The organism is Bifidobacterium sp. UBA744 (assembly GCA_002298605.1).
Lineage (GTDB): Bacteria > Actinomycetota > Actinomycetes > Actinomycetales > Bifidobacteriaceae > Bifidobacterium.
In genome coordinates, this window is the sequence record DBKS01000060.1 from 43,080 (window position 1) to 60,190 (window position 17,111).

The 17,111-nt window shown below is 60.8% G+C and carries 19 protein-coding genes; all 19 read right to left on the reverse strand.

Annotation, left to right across the window (positions count from 1 at the left end; genetic code table 11):
- Positions 1 to 44: 44 nt before the first annotated feature.
- Positions 45 to 854 carry an amino acid ABC transporter ATP-binding protein gene (locus B2994_RS06900; protein WP_291527632.1) on the reverse strand — a complete coding sequence of 270 codons (810 nt, stop codon included), beginning with the start codon at positions 852 to 854 and terminating at the stop codon, positions 45 to 47.
- 13 nt (positions 855 to 867) lie between these two features.
- A complete protein-coding gene (locus tag B2994_RS06905) occupies positions 868 to 1,863 on the reverse strand; it encodes an amino acid ABC transporter permease (protein WP_291527633.1) in 996 nt (331 codons plus the stop codon).
- Positions 1,864 to 2,012: 149 nt separating this feature from the next.
- On the reverse strand, positions 2,013 to 2,945 hold the full coding sequence (locus tag B2994_RS06910) for an ABC transporter substrate-binding protein (protein WP_291527634.1): 933 nt from the start codon (positions 2,943 to 2,945) through the stop codon (positions 2,013 to 2,015).
- A gap of 121 nt (positions 2,946 to 3,066) precedes the next feature.
- Entirely contained in the window at positions 3,067 to 3,543 is a 477-nt protein-coding gene (smpB, locus tag B2994_RS06915; protein ID WP_291527635.1) for an SsrA-binding protein SmpB, read from the reverse strand.
- Between the two features lie 190 nt (positions 3,544 to 3,733).
- Positions 3,734 to 5,194, reverse strand: a complete 1,461-nt coding sequence (locus B2994_RS06920; protein WP_291527636.1) for a CHAP domain-containing protein — start codon at positions 5,192 to 5,194, stop codon at positions 3,734 to 3,736.
- Between the two features lie 64 nt (positions 5,195 to 5,258).
- The gene (ftsX, locus tag B2994_RS06925) at positions 5,259 to 6,182 is read right to left on the reverse strand and encodes a permease-like cell division protein FtsX (protein WP_291527637.1); all 924 of its coding nucleotides are present in this window, start codon (positions 6,180 to 6,182) and stop codon (positions 5,259 to 5,261) included.
- 44 nt (positions 6,183 to 6,226) lie between these two features.
- The gene (gene ftsE / locus B2994_RS06930; RefSeq protein WP_291527638.1) at positions 6,227 to 7,453 is read right to left on the reverse strand and encodes a cell division ATP-binding protein FtsE; all 1,227 of its coding nucleotides are present in this window, start codon (positions 7,451 to 7,453) and stop codon (positions 6,227 to 6,229) included.
- Positions 7,454 to 7,510: 57 nt separating this feature from the next.
- Positions 7,511 to 8,632: a peptide chain release factor 2 gene (prfB, locus tag B2994_RS06935; protein WP_291527639.1), complete on the reverse strand. Its 1,122-nt coding sequence runs from the start codon at positions 8,630 to 8,632 to the stop codon at positions 7,511 to 7,513.
- Positions 8,633 to 8,802: 170 nt separating this feature from the next.
- Positions 8,803 to 8,934 carry a hypothetical protein gene (locus tag B2994_RS06940; protein ID WP_291527640.1) on the reverse strand — a complete coding sequence of 44 codons (132 nt, stop codon included), beginning with the start codon at positions 8,932 to 8,934 and terminating at the stop codon, positions 8,803 to 8,805.
- Between the two features lie 139 nt (positions 8,935 to 9,073).
- Positions 9,074 to 9,553, reverse strand: coding sequence for a 23S rRNA (pseudouridine(1915)-N(3))-methyltransferase RlmH (gene rlmH, locus B2994_RS06945; RefSeq protein ID WP_291527641.1), 480 nt, complete (start codon positions 9,551 to 9,553; stop codon positions 9,074 to 9,076).
- Between the two features lie 291 nt (positions 9,554 to 9,844).
- A complete protein-coding gene (gene dapD, locus B2994_RS06950) occupies positions 9,845 to 10,864 on the reverse strand; it encodes a 2,3,4,5-tetrahydropyridine-2,6-dicarboxylate N-succinyltransferase (protein ID WP_291527642.1) in 1,020 nt (339 codons plus the stop codon).
- A gap of 75 nt (positions 10,865 to 10,939) precedes the next feature.
- Positions 10,940 to 12,049 (reverse strand): hypothetical protein, encoded by a 1,110-nt coding sequence (locus B2994_RS06955; protein WP_291527643.1) that lies wholly within the window; start codon positions 12,047 to 12,049, stop codon positions 10,940 to 10,942.
- Positions 12,033 to 12,734: an ATP-binding cassette domain-containing protein gene (locus B2994_RS06960; protein ID WP_291527644.1), complete on the reverse strand. Its 702-nt coding sequence runs from the start codon at positions 12,732 to 12,734 to the stop codon at positions 12,033 to 12,035. Before B2994_RS06960 ends, B2994_RS06955 begins: the two co-directional genes overlap by 17 nt.
- On the reverse strand, positions 12,731 to 13,846 hold the full coding sequence (locus B2994_RS06965) for a hypothetical protein (RefSeq protein ID WP_291527645.1): 1,116 nt from the start codon (positions 13,844 to 13,846) through the stop codon (positions 12,731 to 12,733). The genes B2994_RS06960 and B2994_RS06965 overlap by 4 nt, the downstream gene beginning before the upstream one ends.
- A 217-nt stretch (positions 13,847 to 14,063) precedes the next feature.
- Entirely contained in the window at positions 14,064 to 14,723 is a 660-nt protein-coding gene (locus tag B2994_RS06970) for a hypothetical protein (protein WP_291527646.1), read from the reverse strand.
- Between the two features lie 372 nt (positions 14,724 to 15,095).
- Positions 15,096 to 15,452, reverse strand: coding sequence for a type II toxin-antitoxin system YafQ family toxin (locus tag B2994_RS07595; protein ID WP_414630662.1), 357 nt, complete (start codon positions 15,450 to 15,452; stop codon positions 15,096 to 15,098).
- Positions 15,403 to 15,615 carry a hypothetical protein gene (locus tag B2994_RS06975; protein WP_291527647.1) on the reverse strand — a complete coding sequence of 71 codons (213 nt, stop codon included), beginning with the start codon at positions 15,613 to 15,615 and terminating at the stop codon, positions 15,403 to 15,405. The genes B2994_RS07595 and B2994_RS06975 overlap by 50 nt, the downstream gene beginning before the upstream one ends.
- A gap of 285 nt (positions 15,616 to 15,900) precedes the next feature.
- Complete coding sequence (locus B2994_RS06980) at positions 15,901 to 16,497, reverse strand: hypothetical protein (protein WP_291527648.1); 597 nt, start codon at positions 16,495 to 16,497, stop codon at positions 15,901 to 15,903.
- Positions 16,498 to 16,719: 222 nt separating this feature from the next.
- Positions 16,720 to 17,111, reverse strand: a 392-nt coding sequence (locus B2994_RS06985; protein ID WP_291527649.1) for a hypothetical protein, incomplete at its 5' end; no start/stop codon positions are given.

Here is a 17,111-nt window from a genome sequence, read left to right on the forward strand (position 1 = left end):
TCGCGTCCAGCTTGCCGCGCCGCCTCGCCCGACACGGCCGCGGCCTACAGCACATGCTGCAGGAAATCCCTGAAACGAGGCTCCTTCGGGTTGGCGATGATCTCGGGCCCGCCCTTCTCGACCACCACGCCGCCGTCCATGAACACCACCTGGTCGGCGACTTCGCGGGCGAAGCCGATCTCATGCGTCACGCAGATCATGGTCATGCCGGCATCCGCCAACGAGCGCATCACGTTGAGCACCTCGCCCACAAGTTCCGGATCAAGCGCCGAGGTCGGTTCATCGAACAGCATGATCTCAGGCTTCATGGCCAGGGCCCGGGCGATGGCCACACGTTGCTGCTGGCCACCGGACAATTGGGCGGGATAGTAGTCGAACCGGTCGGCGAGCCCGACGCGCGTCAGCTCCTGCACGGCCAGTTCATGCGCCTCGTGCTTGCTCATATGCTTCACATGCACCGGCGCCTCCATCACGTTCTCGATGGCCGTCATATGCGGAAAGAGGTTGAACCGCTGGAACACCATGCCGAGCTTTGCGCGCTGCGCGGCCACCTCCTTGTCGTTAAGCGTCTGCAGCACTTTTTTGCCGCCGCGCGTCACGTATTTGTAGCCGATGAGCTCGCCGTCCACCTCGATCGAACCGCCGGTCAGGGTTTCCAGCTGATTGATGAGGCGCAGCAGGGTCGATTTGCCGGAACCGGACGGTCCCAGGATCACGGTTACCGTGCCGGGCATCACCGTCAGATCGACGCCTTTGAGCACATGCAGCGATCCGAAGGCCTTATGCACGCCGGTCGCCTTGACGGCCGGAACGGTCTCGTTCGCGCGAACGTCGTCGCCGTTGGATTCAGTCATGGGTCAGTCTCCTTCAGGCATTCAGCCCGGTGAATGCGGCTTGGTTGATTTTGCTCACATCGTCTTTTGGCTCGCCGTCCGATTTGCCCGGCCACGCCGGCTCATACGGCGGCTGCTTGCCCTTGACCCCCACGGGACGGGCGTTGAAGCCCTTGCCGAAGTGCTTCTCGAGCTGTGACTGCAGGACCATCATGATCGAGGTGATGAGCAGATACCAGATGCAGGCCACGATCAGCAGCGGAATCGGCTTGTAGGTGCGGTTGGCGATGGCATTGGTCATATACTGCAGATCAAGCGTGAACGGCACGGCCAGCACCAGCGAGGTGCTTTTGAGCATGCCGATGGTTTCATTACCGGTCGGCGGAATGATGATGCGCATGGCCTGGGGCAGGATGATGCGCCGCATGATCAGCACACGGCTCATGCCCAGCGCCTTGGCCGCCTCGCTCTGACCGGCGTCAACCGCCTCGAGTCCGGCGCGCACGATCTCGGACAGATATGCGGCCTCATTGAGCGCCAGACCGATCCAGGCGGCGTTGAACGCTGTGACGACCACCGCCGAGTCAATGGACCAGAAGGACACGTCGGTGAAGGGGATGCCCAGCGAAATCTTCGGGATCAGCACGGAGAACAGGCCCCAGAACACCAGCTGGGTGTACACTGGCGTGCCGCGGAAGAACCAGATGAAAAACCAACTCACGCCGCGAAGCACCGGGTTGATGGACTTGCGCATCACCGCGAGTATCACCGATAGGACAATCGCCACGACCATGGAGATCACGGTCAGCAGCAGCGTATACCCCACGCCTTCCAGCACGCTCTCATTGAACAGGTATTTCCAGACGGTCGGCCAGTCGAGCCGCTCGTTGGTGACCATCCCCTGCACCAGCATCGCAGCGAGCAGCGCCACGATGACGGCCGCCACAACGGGGCCGGTGCGTCTCACCGGCAGCGCCTTGATACGATTCGGGATGTCGAGTCCCCGACCATCCACTTCCTTCTTCGCCATTATCGGCTCCTCTTGCTTGTCGATCGGACGCCCCTCATCCGGAACGACCCCCACTGGGCGCCCAGCCTAATGCCGCTCTGCTACGACAACGTAAACCGGGCCGGCCACGCTGTGCACGCGGCCGGCCCGGTCATTCATCGCGACTGGGATCAGTCGGCGGCGGGATTGATCTCGGCGGTGTCCACGGCGCCGGATTCGACGCCCCACTGCTTGAGGATCTTCGTGTAGGTGCCGTCCGCCATCAACTTGGCCATGGCCTTCTGCACGGCCTCGTCCATCTGGGTGTCGCCCTTCTTGATGGCAATGCCCTGCTTGGCGACGCCGACGGCCTCGCCGACGGATTCAATCTGGCCACCGGTCTGAGAAATGGCGTAGCCGGCGACCGGGGAGTCGGCGTAGAAGGCAACGGCCTTGCCGGTCACCACATTCGTGGTCACATCAGTCTGCAGCTTGGAGGAAAGGACCTCGATCTTCTTGTCGGCCGGGCAGGACTGGTTCGCCTCGTTGACTTCCTCCTCCTGCGTGGTGCCGGTCTGCACGGCGATCTTCAGGCCGCACAGATTCGAGGGATCGAACTTGGTCGGGTTGCCCTTCTGGACGGCCCACGTGGAGCCGGCCTTGTAGTAGCTCACAAAGTCCACGGCGGCTTTGCGCTCATCGGTGATGGTGAAGGAGGAGATGCCAAGGTCGTATTTGGACCCAACGGACGGGACGATCGAGTCAAAGGTGGAGGTGACCGTCTCGGGTTCAAGGCCGAGCACCTTGGCCAGCGCCTTCGTCAGATCGATATCGTAGCCGATGGCGGTCTTGTTGTCGTCAGCCAGGAACTCGGCCGGCGCGTACGAGGTGTCGGTGCCGACGGTGAGCTTGCCGTCGGACTTCACCGAATCGGGCACCAAGGCGGCAATGGCGTCGTCCTTGGTCACACCGCTTAAATCGGTGCCCTGCGCGGAGCCATTGCCCGACGCGCTCGACGAGGACCCCGCGGCGGCGGAATCGGACGAATCGGTGGTGCCGCAGGCCGCGACGGACAACAACATGACGCAGCTTGCCGCTGCGGCGATGAATGGCTTGATCTTCATGACTGCTTCCTCTCATATCGACCCGGGAAGGATCCACCGGGCTTTCAAGGAGAGAGAATAAAGACGCTATGCTACAGCTAGGTTAATCCTCGATGAATCGCATGGACCGAATGGACCATCGTCATCCGCGACGCATGTTCCTGTAGCGCATGATGCGCAGCGCCTCGCGCTTGTCCTGCTCCTCGCGCAACGCCTGTCGCTTGTCGAACTCGCGCTTGCCCCGCGCCAGGGCGATCTCCGCCTTCACCAGGCCGTCTTTGAAATACAGGCTGATCGGCACAATCGTGTAGCCCTTCGCCTCGATTTGGCGGCTCAGCTTGGCGATCTGCGCAGCATGCAGCAGCAGCTTGCGCTTGCGCTTGGGAGCGTGGTTGTTCCATGTGCCGTTGAGGTATTCGGGGATATTCGCGTTCTCCAGCCACATTTCGCCGCGGCGGTCGATCGAGATGAACGATTCGGCCAGTGAGGCGCGCCCCTCGCGCAGCGACTTGACCTCGGTGCCCGTCAGAGACAGCCCCGCCTCGTATGTATCCTCCAACGTATAGTCATGCCGCGCCCTTCGGTTCTGGACAATGATCTTGGTGCCCCGTTCCTTCATTGCATCCTCTTCTCCACCGCTGGGCGGCATTGCTTACGACTGCGCCGCTCCGCCGGCCTGCGCATCTCCTGCGTCCTGCGTCGCGCGGCAAAACGATTACAATACCATAAACCGGCCTCCACCACGTCGGCGGAACGGTTGGAGCCGGTTATGGACGTCTTGGCATCCCGGCAATCGGCAATGCGTGCGATCAGTAATGAATGTACTGGTAGTTGCCGGTATCGTACACGGTCATCCAGTGGGCGCGGCCCTGCCAGATGGATCCGCATTCGGAAATCAACACCGATCCGTCAGCGTTCACACGCTCGACAATCGCGACGTGGCCGTAGATCGGACTGTGGCCCAACTGACCGCGCTGGAACACCATAATGGCGCCGACATGCGGGGTGCGATTCACCAGATATCCGTAACTGCGGGCACTGTCCGCCCACATATAGCCATTGCCGAACTGCGTGCCGACCGGCAGATTCAGCGCATGCCGCCGGTTATACGCATACCATGTGCACTGGCTCCAGGGATAGGTGCTCGAATAATCGTGCGTGGCGTGCCCGTAGCAGGTGCTGGAATAAGGCGCGCAATTGCCCGGCACCGAATAATTCATGCCGCTGGCGGTGCCGCCACTGTTGCTGCTCGCCGGACGGCTGGAGGACGAGCTGCTGCCGGAGCCGCCACTGGAGCCGCCGGAGCCGCCGCCTGAATTGCCTTTGTTGGAACTGGACCCACCCGAGCTGGACGAGGAGCTGCCGCCATCCTGCCCCGCGGCGGCGTTCTTGGCGGCCTGGGCGGCGGACGCCTTGCGCTGTGCCTCCAGTTGCTCGTTATATGAGTCGATCTGCGATTTCATCATCACGATTTCGGCCGCTTCCTTGGCCGTGGCATCCTTCAGCTCGCTTTCTCGCTGTTCCAACGCCTCACGCTTTTTATCACCCTCCTCGCGCAGGGCGTTCAGCTCCTGTTGCTTGGCCTGGGCATCGGCAGCGGCCTGCTGGGCGGTGGCGGACTCCTGATCGGCCTTGGCCTTCATTGTGGTGATCTCCTGCTCGATGGCTTCAAGACGCTGCTTTCGGTTCATCGAGGTACTCAGTGTGACGGCGGCGTCATTGGCGGCGTTCGACTCGGACCGGGTCACCGCAGCGTCGGCCTGCATCTTCTGCACAAAATCATCGGCGGTGGATGCGTTGGTCACCACATCCATCACTTTGGAGGCATTGGAACCGTGGAAGCTCTCACGGGCCAGCTGGGCGACCGAGGCCTTGGCGTCATCATAGTCGGCGCCGGTCTGCGCTATCTTCTCCTCAAGATCCTGTTTGTCCTTCGTGGCCGCCTTCAGGCGCTCGGCCGCGGCGTCGGCCGCAGCTTTGGCGGTTTCGGCCGCAGCATTGGCGGAATCCACCGCAGCCTCCGCGGCGGGAATCTGGTTCTCCACCAAATCGCTCAGCGCGAGGATCTGATCCTGCAGATCCGCACTCACGCCAGCCAACTGAGACTTGAGCTCATTCGCCGAGGCGACCTTCTGCTGGTATTCGGAATAGCTGGGCACGGCCTGCGCCTCGTCTACTCCCCGGGACATAACGGCCAATCCGGCAGTCAGCAGTGTGGAGGCGCACAGTGTCCATCCGATCACCGCCTTGATGCGTTGCTCTACGATCATCGATCAACCCCTTACTTGGTCATATGCGGTCCGATTGTACAGAATGAACCTGAAAGTCGACGCTCTACGCCTTGAGATATCTTCTCAGTGAAACCGCCGAGGCCAGGGCGGACAGCACCAGAGCCCCGACGATCAGCACCGGCGCGGTCAGCATCACCGTGACCTGATTGACGAACGGCATCCAGGTGACGGTGTTGGCCAGCCAGTTGGTGATGAACACCCTGACAATCACGCCAAGCGCCACCACCGACAGCACGGATCCAAGCAGCGACGCGAACATGCCCTCCAGGATGAACGGCAGCCGAATCGTCCAATTCGAGGCGCCGACCAGCCGCATGATTTCGGTTTCGTTGCGTCTGGATGCGGCCGACATGCGGATCGTGGTGCCGGTCAGCAGAATGGCGACCACAACCATCACCCCTGCCAGCACCACCGTCACCGCCGTGGCGCGATTGAGCGCATTGAAGATCGGATCGAAAATCTGCCGCTGGTCGACCACTTCCTCGACGCCGTCACGGCCGTTGAGCACTTCGGAAATCGCCTGGTACTTCGTCGGATCGTTGAGCTTGACCCGCAGGGAATCCTGCATGTCGGCCGCCGACAGGGTGCGGCCGTTATACTCGCCGTTCGGGTATTCCTTAAGGAAGGTGTCGTTGTAGAACTGATCCTTGCTCACATAGGTGATGTTGCCCACGTCGTTGGGCAGCTCGTCGTACAGGAGGTTGATGGTATCCGCGATCTCCTGCTGCGTGGGGGACTTGCCGGATGCGCAGGACGCCGCCTGGCTGGTGCCATCGGGGCAGAAATACACCACCACTTCCACCTGATCGTACCAAGTGCCTTTGGCCTTGGTGATCTGCGCCTGCATCAGCACCGAGGCACCGATGAACAGGAACGAGATGAAGGTGACCAGCATCACCGACAGGATCATGGAACCGTTGCGCCGAAGGCTGGTCCAAGTCTCGGACAAAATGAAACGTGCTCTCATATGCTTTCTTTTCCTAAGGCTTATTCGAAGACTCGCTCGCGGACCTACTCGCCCTGTTGGTCATGGACGGCGCCGCCATCCGTCTCATCATCCCCGCCATTCCCGTCATTCGGAGCGGCATGCGCCGAGGACGATTCCTCCGCATGCAACTGCGCGGGCGGCGCCGGAGGAGCGGGCGGCGTCAATGGAACCGTCTGCTCCGCAACATTGGCAGCCTGGTCGTCCGTCGAATCCGGCTCGGAGACCTTCAGTCCCTTGCCCCAGGTCAGCGTGGTCTCGACTGGCTGGAACACCTCGCCATACCGGCCGGTACGCCCCGAATGCACGGAATGGGCCAGACGGGCAATGCCGTCGTCGCCGTGTTCGGCGGCGTTCAACGCATCGGAAACCGCCTTGACGCCACCGGCGGCCTGCGCATCAGCCGTATGACCGGCCTGCGAGACATTGAGCGCCTCCACGTTCGAAATCGCCGCGGGATTGGTATCGGAGCCTTCCGGCAGGCTCAACTCGGCGGCCGGGGTGCCGTCACCGTGAATCGCCTCATGCGATTTGCTCGCCACTTCGGCATCGGGGAAGTACAGTGCGGAATCATACGACCCGCGGGCCTCGTCACGCATGATCCTGCCGGCCTTCAGCTCCACCACGCGTTTGCGCATGGAGTTGACGATCTCCTCGTTATGCGTGGCCATCACAATCGTGGTGCCGGTGCGGTTGATCGCGTCCAGCACCTCCATAATGCCCAGGCTGGTGGTCGGATCGAGGTTGCCGGTGGGCTCGTCGGCCAGCAGAATCTGCGGATGGTTCACATAGGCCCTGGCGATGGCCACGCGCTGCTGCTCCCCACCGGACAACTCGTGCGGATAGTTGCCCTCCTTGCCTGTCAGTCCCACCGTTTTCAGCACCTGCGGCACCAGGGACTTGATGGTCGATCGACGCGTGCCGATCACCTCCAAGGCGAACGCCACATTCTGCCACACGGTTTTATTGGGCAGCAGCTTGTAATCCTGGAAGATAAAGCCGATGGAACGCCGGTACTGGGGGATCTGCCGGGCGGGAAGTCTGCGCAGATCATTACCAGCCACCCTGATCTCGCCTTCGGTGGCCTCCTCCTCACGCAGCAGCAGGCTCAGCAACGTGGTTTTGCCGGATCCCGAAGCGCCCACAAGGAACACGAAATCACCGCGGTCAATGTTCAACGTGACGTTGTCCAGGGCGGGACGTGATCCTTTCGGATAGATCTTGCTGACCTTGTCCAGCGAAATCAATGCCATATTCCCCTCATTTCCTTGGCTGTGACCTTATCGACTGTGACCTTGCCCGGCTTCCCACTACTCCTCGGCGGCCGCGCGGCGCTGCTGGTGTCGCCAGCGGATGCCAGCGGTGATGAAGTCGTCGATGTCACCGTCGAACACGGCCTGGGTCTGGCTGGTTTCGCAACCGGTGCGCAGATCCTTGACCATCTGGTACGGATGCAGCACGTAGGAGCGCATCTGGTCTCCCCAACTCGCCTTGATATCGCCGGCGAGCTCCTTCTTCTTCTTGGCCTCCTCTTCGTGGCGCAGCACCAGCAGCCGGGACTGCAGCACGGCCATGGCGGCGGCGCGATTCTGAATCTGCGAACGCTCGTCCTGCATGGTCACCACCAGGCCGGTGGGCAAATGGGTGATGCGGACGGCGGAGTAGGTGGTGTTCACGCCCTGGCCGCCGGGACCGGAGGAGCAGTAGGTGTCCACCCGAATGTCGCTGTCCGGAATGTCGATATGGTCGGTCGCCTCGACCAGCGGCACCACTTCCACGGCCGCAAAGCTGGTCTGCCGGCGACCCTGGTTGTCGAACGGACTGATGCGCACCAGACGATGCGTGCCGCCCTCCACGCTCAGGCGGCCATATGCATATGGAGCATCCACCTGGAACGTGGCGGATTTGATGCCGGCCTCCTCGGCATAACTGGTATCCATCACTTTGGTTTTGAAGCCCTGCCGCTCACAGTAGCGCAAATACATGCGCAACAGCATCTGGGCGAAATCGGCGGCATCCACGCCACCGGCGCCGGAACGGATCGTCACCACGGCGCTGCGCTCGTCATATTCGCCGTCAAGCAGCGTCTGAATCTCAAGATCGTCCAGGTCCTTGCCGATCGCGCCGATCTCGGCCTGCGCCTCGCTCAGGGAATCGGCGTCGGCCTCCTCCTTGGCCAGCTCCACCAGCGTTTCGACGTCATCTATGCGCTGGGACATGTCGGTGAGTTTTTTCAGCTGCGACTCCGCGGCCGACAGCTTGCTGGTCACCTTCTGCGCATTGTCCGGGTTGTCCCACAGTCCGGGAGCGCTGGCTTCGACCTCAAGATCCTTGATCTGGGCTTTGAGCCGCTCAACATCCAGCGCCTCGGCAATGGTGTCGTATTTGCCGCGCACCTCGCCGATCGCCTGGGAAAAATCAAATTCTGCCATCTCAACCACCATACATTTCTTATTCTTGAAAACCGCTGATTACCGTCGTGCGCTCCATGCGATGCGACACCGTTCCCTCGCCAAATTCGGCGCCGGCCCGGCCTTTCAGTCATCGATGAATCAGCCGAGCGCGAACGGCACGCCATTCGGACGCGTCATCAGGCGCCGTGTCAAAGACCCGTCACCACAACGGGAACCACCAGGCTGCCCAGCAGCGCGATGGCGACGACCAGGCACACCACGCGCGCAATGGCGCGACGGCGTTCCTGGCGCCCCCGTCGTTCCTGCTGTTCTTGGCTCATGCTGGCCTATCCTACCCAATCCCCCTGTCAACGCGGATCCCAGCGTATGGCAACTGTTACAAAGCATTGGCACGCCGACCGACTGTGACCGGCCGCGCCAACGACTTCGGCGGCCGTGCGAGCCTGCCCGATCGCCGAATTACTTGTGGTAGGGCTCATGGGCGTTGATCTTGCAAGCCCGGTAAATCTGCTCAAGCAGTATCACGCGCATCAGCTGATGGGGGAACGTCATCTTCGAAAAGCTCAGCAGGTAGTCGGCCCGCTGAAGAATCGCGTCGTCCAGCCCAAGCGAGCCGCCGATGATCAGCTGGATGTGGCTCACCCCGCGCACACCCAGCCGCTCAATGTGCGCGGCCAATTCCTCGGAGCTCAGCTGCTTGCCCTGGATCGCAAGTGCAATCACGTACGCGCCATCGTCGATGTGCTTGGCGATGCGCTCCCCCTCAATGGCTTTGATCCGGCGCTCAAGGCCTTCCGGGGCGTGGTCCGGCGTTTTCTCGTCGGAGACTTCCACAATGCGCAATTTGCAATATCGTCCCAGCCGCTTGGAATATTCAGCGATCGCCTCGCGCAGATACGACTCCTTGACCTTGCCAACGGTAATCAGCGTAATGTTCATACCCTCTATTGTGCGTCTTGAACGCGCAAAGGCTTGTGGACACTCCGATTACGCATGCTTTCGCCGTTCCGTAGGGCTGATTTTCAGGACTGCAAGGGTCTACTTCTATTCCGTAGGGCTACTGGCTCAGTAGAGACGTCCCGAAAACGGCTTAACCACGTGACGGTTCCACCGTTCTCAGGCAGTTTGTCCCATCCAGACAGCCCCACGGAATAGAAGTAGACCTCGTCAAAGTCCAAAATCGACCCTACGGAACGCAATTCCGGAATAGCTCAGTCCGAAAACGTCGGTTCAGTTCTTGTGCAGCTTGGCATTGAGCTCGATGCCCACCTTGCGGTAGCGGGCTTCGATGCGGCCGTTCACCGAGTTGCGGATGAACAGGATGTTGTTCTTGCCGGACAGATCGGCGCCCTTCACCACGTCAAGGGGCTCGCCAGCCGCCGCCTTGGCCTTGTCCCAGATGGTGACCTTGGTACCGGCGGTGACATACAGGCCCGCTTCAACGGTGCAGTTGTCACCCAGCGAAATGCCGATGCCGGCGTTGGCGCCCAGCAGGGAATGCTCGCCAATGGAGTTCTTGAGCTTGCCGCCGCCGGACAGGGTGCCCATAATCGAGGCGCCGCCGCCGATGTCGGAGCCATTGCCCACCACAACGCCCTGCGAGACGCGGCCTTCGACCATGGAAACGCCGAGCGTGCCGGCGTTAAAGTTCACGAATCCGGCGTGCATCACGGTGGTGCCCTCGGACAGGTGCGCGCCCAAACGCACGCGGTCGGCGTCGCCGATGCGCACGCCGGAAGGCACCACGTAGTCGATCATGCGCGGGAACTTGTCGACGGACAGCACGTTCACGCTCACGCTCGGCACCACGGCGGGCAGCCCGGCACCACGGGCGACCGACAACGCGGCATTGCGCGCCGCGTTCTCCACATCAAGCTTGCGCAGCGCGAAATCCTCGACCGCGAACGGACCGTAATTGGTCCACACCACGTTGTTGAGCTTGCCGAAGATGCCGTCCAGGTTCAGCGTGTTCGGCTTGGCCAGGCGCATGCTCATCAGATGCAGGCGCAGATAGGCGTCGGCGGCATCCGCAATCGGCTCGTCAATCCTGCTGACCGTGAACACCGGCACGCGCTTGACGCCACGGTAATCAGGCTCGTCGTATGCCAAGGAGCCGAAATTGTGTTCTCCCTGCTGGCCGGGAATCGGCGCCTCGCCGATCGTCAATTTCGGATACCACACATCCAGGGTGTTGCCGGCGGCATCCACGCTCGCCAAACCCCATCCGTACGCCGTACGCGATTCACTCATCAGTCGTTTCCTTCCGTCATCGGGACGTTCTCCCGTATCACCATACCCGTTTTATTGCGCAATGCCCCACAATGCTCATCGCATACGGGCCAAACGCGGCAATGCGCTTGGGGTGGTCAGCATCGAGGCGGCCATCACTCCCAACGACAACCCGCACAGCACAATGACGGCACAGCGAACGGGACCGTCCGTCACCATGGCCATCGCATCCGCAACCGATTGTGCATCCGGCGCCAACGCCGCGGCCAACGCGCCCAAAGCCGCTAATGCGGACGGCAGCGACCAACCCAACGTCCAACCGAGCATTTTCAACACCACCTGCGGCCGGGACGCGCCGAACTGACGCAGCATCGCCAACTCCGTTTTCCGCTGCAGCACGATCGCAACCCCTACGCCAGCCGCAAGCACCGCCGCGGGAATGACCACCAACCGGGAGACGCGCCCGGCATAATCCGCGGAGCTGGGCGGATCCCCCGGAAGCAGCGGATTCAGTTTGGTTGGCATGGGCACGGACGTTCCCGGAGCTTGGATTCCGGCGTCGGAAACCACCGCGTTCAACGCGTCCCGCACGGTGGATGTCATGGGCCAGGCCCGCACCCAGCACGAATCGAACATGGTGCTCAGTTCCGTAACGGGAGTGTCCAGCATGATCGTGCTCGCGTACTGCGGCAGACGGCCGTCGTTCGGCCAGTCGAAGGTGCCGGTGACCCGAATGTGATCCCCCGCATGCGTCACCAGATCGTCCCCGGCGCCCAAGTCGAGACGTTCCCCCACCTTCGTCGATATCACGAACCCGTCATCGCCTTCAATATCCAGCACCTCATGGGCGCCGCTGGTGACCTCGTAGGCCATATAGGGCGCGTCCGGCAACGAGATGGGTGTGACCGCATCGGCCCCACGCATCGCCATCGCCCCCTCAACCCCGGCAATGGACGTCAACGCGGCGCAATCAGAACCGCGTATGCCCTTGGGGGCGCTGATCGTCAGAATATCGCCGCCCGCCTCGCGATACGCCCACGCAGTATCGCTCATCTGCCGCACGGCAAGCGCGTCAGCGCCTCCGCACAGCAGTATGACCGCAATCAGCACGCACGACCATATCGCCGGATTGCCTACGTCGCTGCGCAGATCGCGCCAGGCTTCCGAAAGAGGCCAACGCCACGATGCGTTACGATGCCTGCCCATGAGGCACCTCCTCCTGCGCCTGTCCGAGATCGATGACGTCGTCGCATGCATCGCGCAGTTCGAGATCGTGGGTCGCCACCACCACGATGGTGCCGTTCATGGCCAGCCCGCGAATATGTGCGATCACCGTGCGCGCGCTGTTGCGGTCCAGCGACGCGGTGGGCTCGTCCACCAACAACAGGTCGCATCGCGTGGCCGCCGCCCGCGCAAGCATCAGCCGTTGGGCCTCACCGCCCGAAAGGCTGCCGTAGTCATGATCAGCAACGTCTTCCAACCCGAATTGCGCGAGGATATGCATCGCCTCCGTCTCCGCAATGTCGCGAGGGGTGCCTTTGACCAGCAACGGCAACGCCACGTGGTCAAGAACGCCGCGTTTCGCCACGCCGAGCGGCAACTGCGGCACCCAGTTCACCACGGAAACCTCGTCCCGCTCCACGCTGCCCTCGGTGGGTTCCAGCCATCCCGCAAGGATGGCGAGCAGGGTGCTCTTGCCCGAGCCCGATGGTCCGATCAGCGCGTGAATGCGACCGGCAGTCAGTCGCGCCTCAAGATGCCGGAACAGAAAATCGCCAGCCACATAAGCATGGCCCAAATCATGCAGCAGTACGCACGGGCCACTCAATACCGTTGCGCTGGAGCTGGAACCGTCCGATTGCAGTCTCCCGGCAACCGCCACGCCGCTCATGAGCAATCACCGGCTCGGGGGTCAAGGCGCACAAAACCGGCGGGAATGCCGCCGTCCCGAGCGTTCTGCACATAGGTACGACCCAGCATCGAGCCCACAATGGTGACGGGAACGGTGGTGTCCGCGCCGGTGTCTTCCGAAGCCTCATTCGTCACGACAATGCAAGCCTGCACCGCCCCTGTCGAGACATCGGCCCCGCCCATTGTCCCAATCGCCGCAGCCGGCACCACGCCAACCGTCACGGGGTTCTTCAGCACCCACTGCACGTTCACCTGCCGCACCCCGGACTGGTTCGCCGCCGACTGAATGAATGCGCTGGAGCGTGAAAAAGCGGTCAGATCGCCAACCGCGCCCTGGGCGTCGATGTCAATCGTCGCGTCGCCAGCTTGGATCACCCGCTCCCCGGCGGCAGCCCCCGTCGGCAGCGATTGTGCCTGGGCGCTCGAGGCCATGTCGGGCAGTTGTGCAATGGGCTGGCTGGCGCCGATCATCTGCCCCACCGGCGCCGGGCACCCAGAAACCTTCACCCCGTCCGCAGGCAGCCACGCGGCATCGCTTACGGCAATCACGTTGACATTCTTGTCAAGAGGCGCTCCCGCATTGGCTGAGGCCTGCTTGAAGGCCGCAATGGTGGCCTCGGTTACCGCATTGCCGCTGACCTCTCCCACGCCCAATGATTTCAGCGCATTGTTCAACGATTCGGCGTCACTGCCAGTATCGCCGACTTTCAGACTGCGCCACAACGGCTCGGCCGTGGCCAGCATCATCACCGCCCTGCCATCGATGTTCATCAACGACTGTCCGGATTTGAGTTCCGCTCCCGGTTTGCAATTCGACGACGTCACCATGCCGGACCTCGGAGCGACCACCGGTGCCATCGACACCTCCTCCGCATTGATCGTAACGGATCTGGCATCGTTGACCTGCTGCGTTTCTATGGCCGCGCTTGCGTTCGGATTGGCATCAGCCAGCACCTTCGGAGGATGCGGCGCCAGCACTATGGCGGTGCCACCCACGCCGATGAGCAAACAGGCCACGGCGATAACCGCCGTCATCTGCTTGCCGATGGCGAACCGCCGTTTCGAGGCGGTAATTCCACTACCTCGCTGCACTGTGTTCCTGGCAGAGCCCGCTGGCCACTTGTCGCCATCACCCCGCTGCGCTTTGTTACCGAATATCCGCCCCATGGTATCCTCCGATCCTCACTGATCATGAGAAAGCTCCCTTAGGCATGATCATAGTCGTCCCGGTAATTCGGCGCAGTAAACTGCACAACATATTCGCCCGACTTTCCCCGACGACTTCCGTTTTCGTGAAGATCAGGACCGGCTACCGTCCCTTCAGCGGGGAATCCGAGATGTTGTGCAATGGGTCCGTCCAGCATGTGTCCCACACCGGGAACCGGGAATCCTTCGAACCCGTCGGATTGCCATTGACATACGGATTACCACCCGACCTGCGCACACGGTTGAACTCGTCAAACGACATCGCACCGTCCACCAGGCCACGCTCCCGATAGCACTCAAACCGGTACGGTTCCAAATCAACATCCTCCGGATTATACAAAGCCTGGTAATAATACAAGACCACCAAGTCGTAACCCGTATCAAGCCCGCATTCGCGGAACGCCGACTTAACACGGGGATCATCCCCCGGCATGGTATCTCCATTGGAGACGCCCACGCCACCGTCCTTGTAGAACCAGTAGTCCCTGTTGGGCTGGAACCCGTACTTCGCATAACACCCCACGGCACGGCCCTCCAAATCATTCATCTCACCGGCGGTGATCACCCTGTCATCAAGGACCGCACGCACCACGTCAACATAGGCACCTCCGCGTTGAAGGCTCACCTCTATCTTCCGCATGTACCCGTCCGCGATCGGCACCGAATCCACATACTGCGCATACTCCGAACGAACCCGACCACCCGGAGGCGGCGCAACGCCATCATCGGAACCGGCACCGCAACCCGACAACACAAGCAACAAGCCAACCAATACAGCCACACGGCGAACCACTCCCGTCCCAACCACCGCAGCCTCCCCTCCGCCCGCAACAGCGCGGACCAACACGACGGCATCACCAACGACACCACCCCTCAAACCAGTCTAAAACCAGCAACCACAACCCCGCAACCAGCCAACTTCCGCCACCGTGAAGACACCAATGAAAAACCGTTCAACGCCAAACCCCCGGCAACGCACCAACCTCGTACACACCGCCACGCATTCCCCGGCAACGCCCCGGAACCCGTCTTCTCTCCCACCCGACATGCTTCCAACACTTTGGAGTAGCCCGACTTTCAATGCGCCCATAGATTGCCAAGCCTCTGAGGCATCGCATGATTCTGCTTGCCGGAATCAGTCACGCGGCCACTCACGGCCAAACCTACAAGATTCAAGCTCAGCATGAGTACATATACGTCGCAACAACACGTGACGCGGCGTCACCTTGTAAACAACTAACACGTCGTCACAAGCATGGCATTCCATATAACCAGTCATGCACCCACGACGATGCGACAGCACATGTGGCGAGCAAGATTCAGGAACAACGCCATACACTGCCAAATAGTCATACACAAGATCGTATACAATCTCAGCACGACCCGGATCAAACCGCATAAGACGTGCCATATCGGCGTCGAAGTCGGCGTGAAAACTAATATCACGCACCGACCGCCCCCGACATGATTCTACGCATATGCTCGCCAGCATCTTCACGACTGGCAAACGTCACATAACCCTCGGGGACTTCATCATTGCCGCCAGCGGCATACCCGGCAAGATATGCGCTAAGCAACGACGTAAGATTATCGCCACGTCTGTCAGCTACAACTTCAGCGGCTTTATAAACCGGCAAAGACTCTATAGCAGTCATAGCACACCACCTTTCTCTTTGGACGCCGATTATATCGTCTGAACCTTAGTGTTTGGGCCTAGCCGGCCTACGAGACGTTAATCGTCAGCCGTAATCAGGTATGACCATCATGACACGCACAGCACTCCGGCGTGGATGAACGCCTTGTACTGGAAGAAGCTCAGAGATGACGCCACCACCTGACCACCTCTCACCCACATTAAACAACGAAAGGCCATACATACACAACGTTAGGGCAAATCACTAATAAAGCGACCAGTAAGCAAAACCCCCTACGCATACAGGCTACCGCCCCTTCAACGGGGAATCCGAGATGTTGTGCAGCGGGTCAATGGTACACGCATCCATCAGTTCGGACTGCGAACCGGACCGGGGTATCTCCTTGAGCACGCGCTGCGAAGACCTCAGACGCTCATACTCCTCATACGAGTAATCCTCCAGCAGAAAACCATGCTCCTGATAACACCGGAACCGATACGGACCCAAATCAACATTATCCGGATTCCACCACATCTCGTGGTATAACCTTTTCAGCTCACCATAACCATTGTCATATATGCATTCGTTGCTGATGGCAAACGTCTCCTCATTGGAATGCCCCTCATCGTTCATGGCAAGGCCGCCGCCGTCCTCACTCAGGTAGAGGTTCACCCCGGGCTTATACCCATACTTCGCAAAACAGCCAAGCGCACGCGACTCCAAATCATTCATCTCATCGGCGGTGATCACACCATCAGCCAACACCGCACGCATCGCATCCACCTCGCCGGCAGACCCCGAGGCAGCCTTGCTGGACATAATCCTATCAATGTACTGCCGCCATGCCGGACCGACCTCCACCGAACGCTCATACCCCATGTACACCGACTGATAGCCATCCATGACATGATCCAAACGAATCGAACCATCCGCAGCAACCGACCCCTCACCACCAGCCGAACCGACAGAACCTACACCGCAACCCGACAACACAAGCAACAAGCCAACCAACACAGCCACACGGCGAACCACTTTCATAGCAAACCCCCACTTCCAAACTGTCTGGCTCCGATACCGCTTACGCAGCAATGGAGCCAGACAGTCTATAACCAATCAATCAAATGTTCAGAACACGATGGTTCCCCACGGGTTGATCGCAGGCAACAAATCATCCACCACATAGTCACAGCTGCCGCCGATCTCGGCAACCTTAGTACGACCGGCATCTTCGTTGATCTTGAAGCAAGCAGGATCCGATCTGCTATAGGGATACTGCTTATGCCCTTGAAGATTCCAGTTGCTGCCGATCTTGAACCAATGTTGGATACCGTTATCGCAGGTGTTATTCATCGCATACCGGTGGTCACCGATCGGGGCAGGGGTATCCTCCTGGTAATACGAGCATGAACGCGATGACTTCCCCGACTTTGCATAATGCAGGGTCGCAGGCGAACCAGCCGGAGGGGTCGCGGCCGACGCGCCCGGCGACGACACCACGCACACCGACAACGCCAGCA

Bases quoted from the DNA above. Each gene is read 5' to 3' on its own strand.
- B2994_RS06900 (WP_291527632.1), bottom strand. From the start codon at position 854: ATGACTGAATCCAACGGCGACGACGTTCGCGCGAACGAGACCGTTCCG.
- dapD (WP_291527642.1), bottom strand. From the start codon at position 10,864: ATGAGTGAATCGCGTACGGCGTACGGATGGGGTTTGGCGAGCGTGGAT.
- B2994_RS06960 (WP_291527644.1), bottom strand. From the start codon at position 12,734: ATGAGCGGCGTGGCGGTTGCCGGGAGACTGCAATCGGACGGTTCCAGC.
- B2994_RS06910 (WP_291527634.1), bottom strand. From the start codon at position 2,945: ATGAAGATCAAGCCATTCATCGCCGCAGCGGCAAGCTGCGTCATGTTG.
- smpB (WP_291527635.1), bottom strand. From the start codon at position 3,543: ATGAAGGAACGGGGCACCAAGATCATTGTCCAGAACCGAAGGGCGCGG.
- ftsX (WP_291527637.1), bottom strand. From the start codon at position 6,182: ATGAGAGCACGTTTCATTTTGTCCGAGACTTGGACCAGCCTTCGGCGC.
- B2994_RS06975 (WP_291527647.1), bottom strand. From the start codon at position 15,615: ATGACTGCTATAGAGTCTTTGCCGGTTTATAAAGCCGCTGAAGTTGTA.
- B2994_RS06920 (WP_291527636.1), bottom strand. From the start codon at position 5,194: ATGATCGTAGAGCAACGCATCAAGGCGGTGATCGGATGGACACTGTGC.
- ftsE (WP_291527638.1), bottom strand. From the start codon at position 7,453: ATGGCATTGATTTCGCTGGACAAGGTCAGCAAGATCTATCCGAAAGGA.
- B2994_RS06940 (WP_291527640.1), bottom strand. From the start codon at position 8,934: ATGAGCCAAGAACAGCAGGAACGACGGGGGCGCCAGGAACGCCGTCGC.
- rlmH (WP_291527641.1), bottom strand. From the start codon at position 9,553: ATGAACATTACGCTGATTACCGTTGGCAAGGTCAAGGAGTCGTATCTG.
- B2994_RS06955 (WP_291527643.1), bottom strand. From the start codon at position 12,049: ATGGGCAGGCATCGTAACGCATCGTGGCGTTGGCCTCTTTCGGAAGCC.
- B2994_RS06905 (WP_291527633.1), bottom strand. From the start codon at position 1,863: ATGGCGAAGAAGGAAGTGGATGGTCGGGGACTCGACATCCCGAATCGT.
- B2994_RS07595 (WP_414630662.1), bottom strand. From the start codon at position 15,452: ATGCTGGCGAGCATATGCGTAGAATCATGTCGGGGGCGGTCGGTGCGT.
- prfB (WP_291527639.1), bottom strand. From the start codon at position 8,632: ATGGCAGAATTTGATTTTTCCCAGGCGATCGGCGAGGTGCGCGGCAAA.
- B2994_RS06980 (WP_291527648.1), bottom strand. From the start codon at position 16,497: ATGGATGGCTATCAGTCGGTGTACATGGGGTATGAGCGTTCGGTGGAG.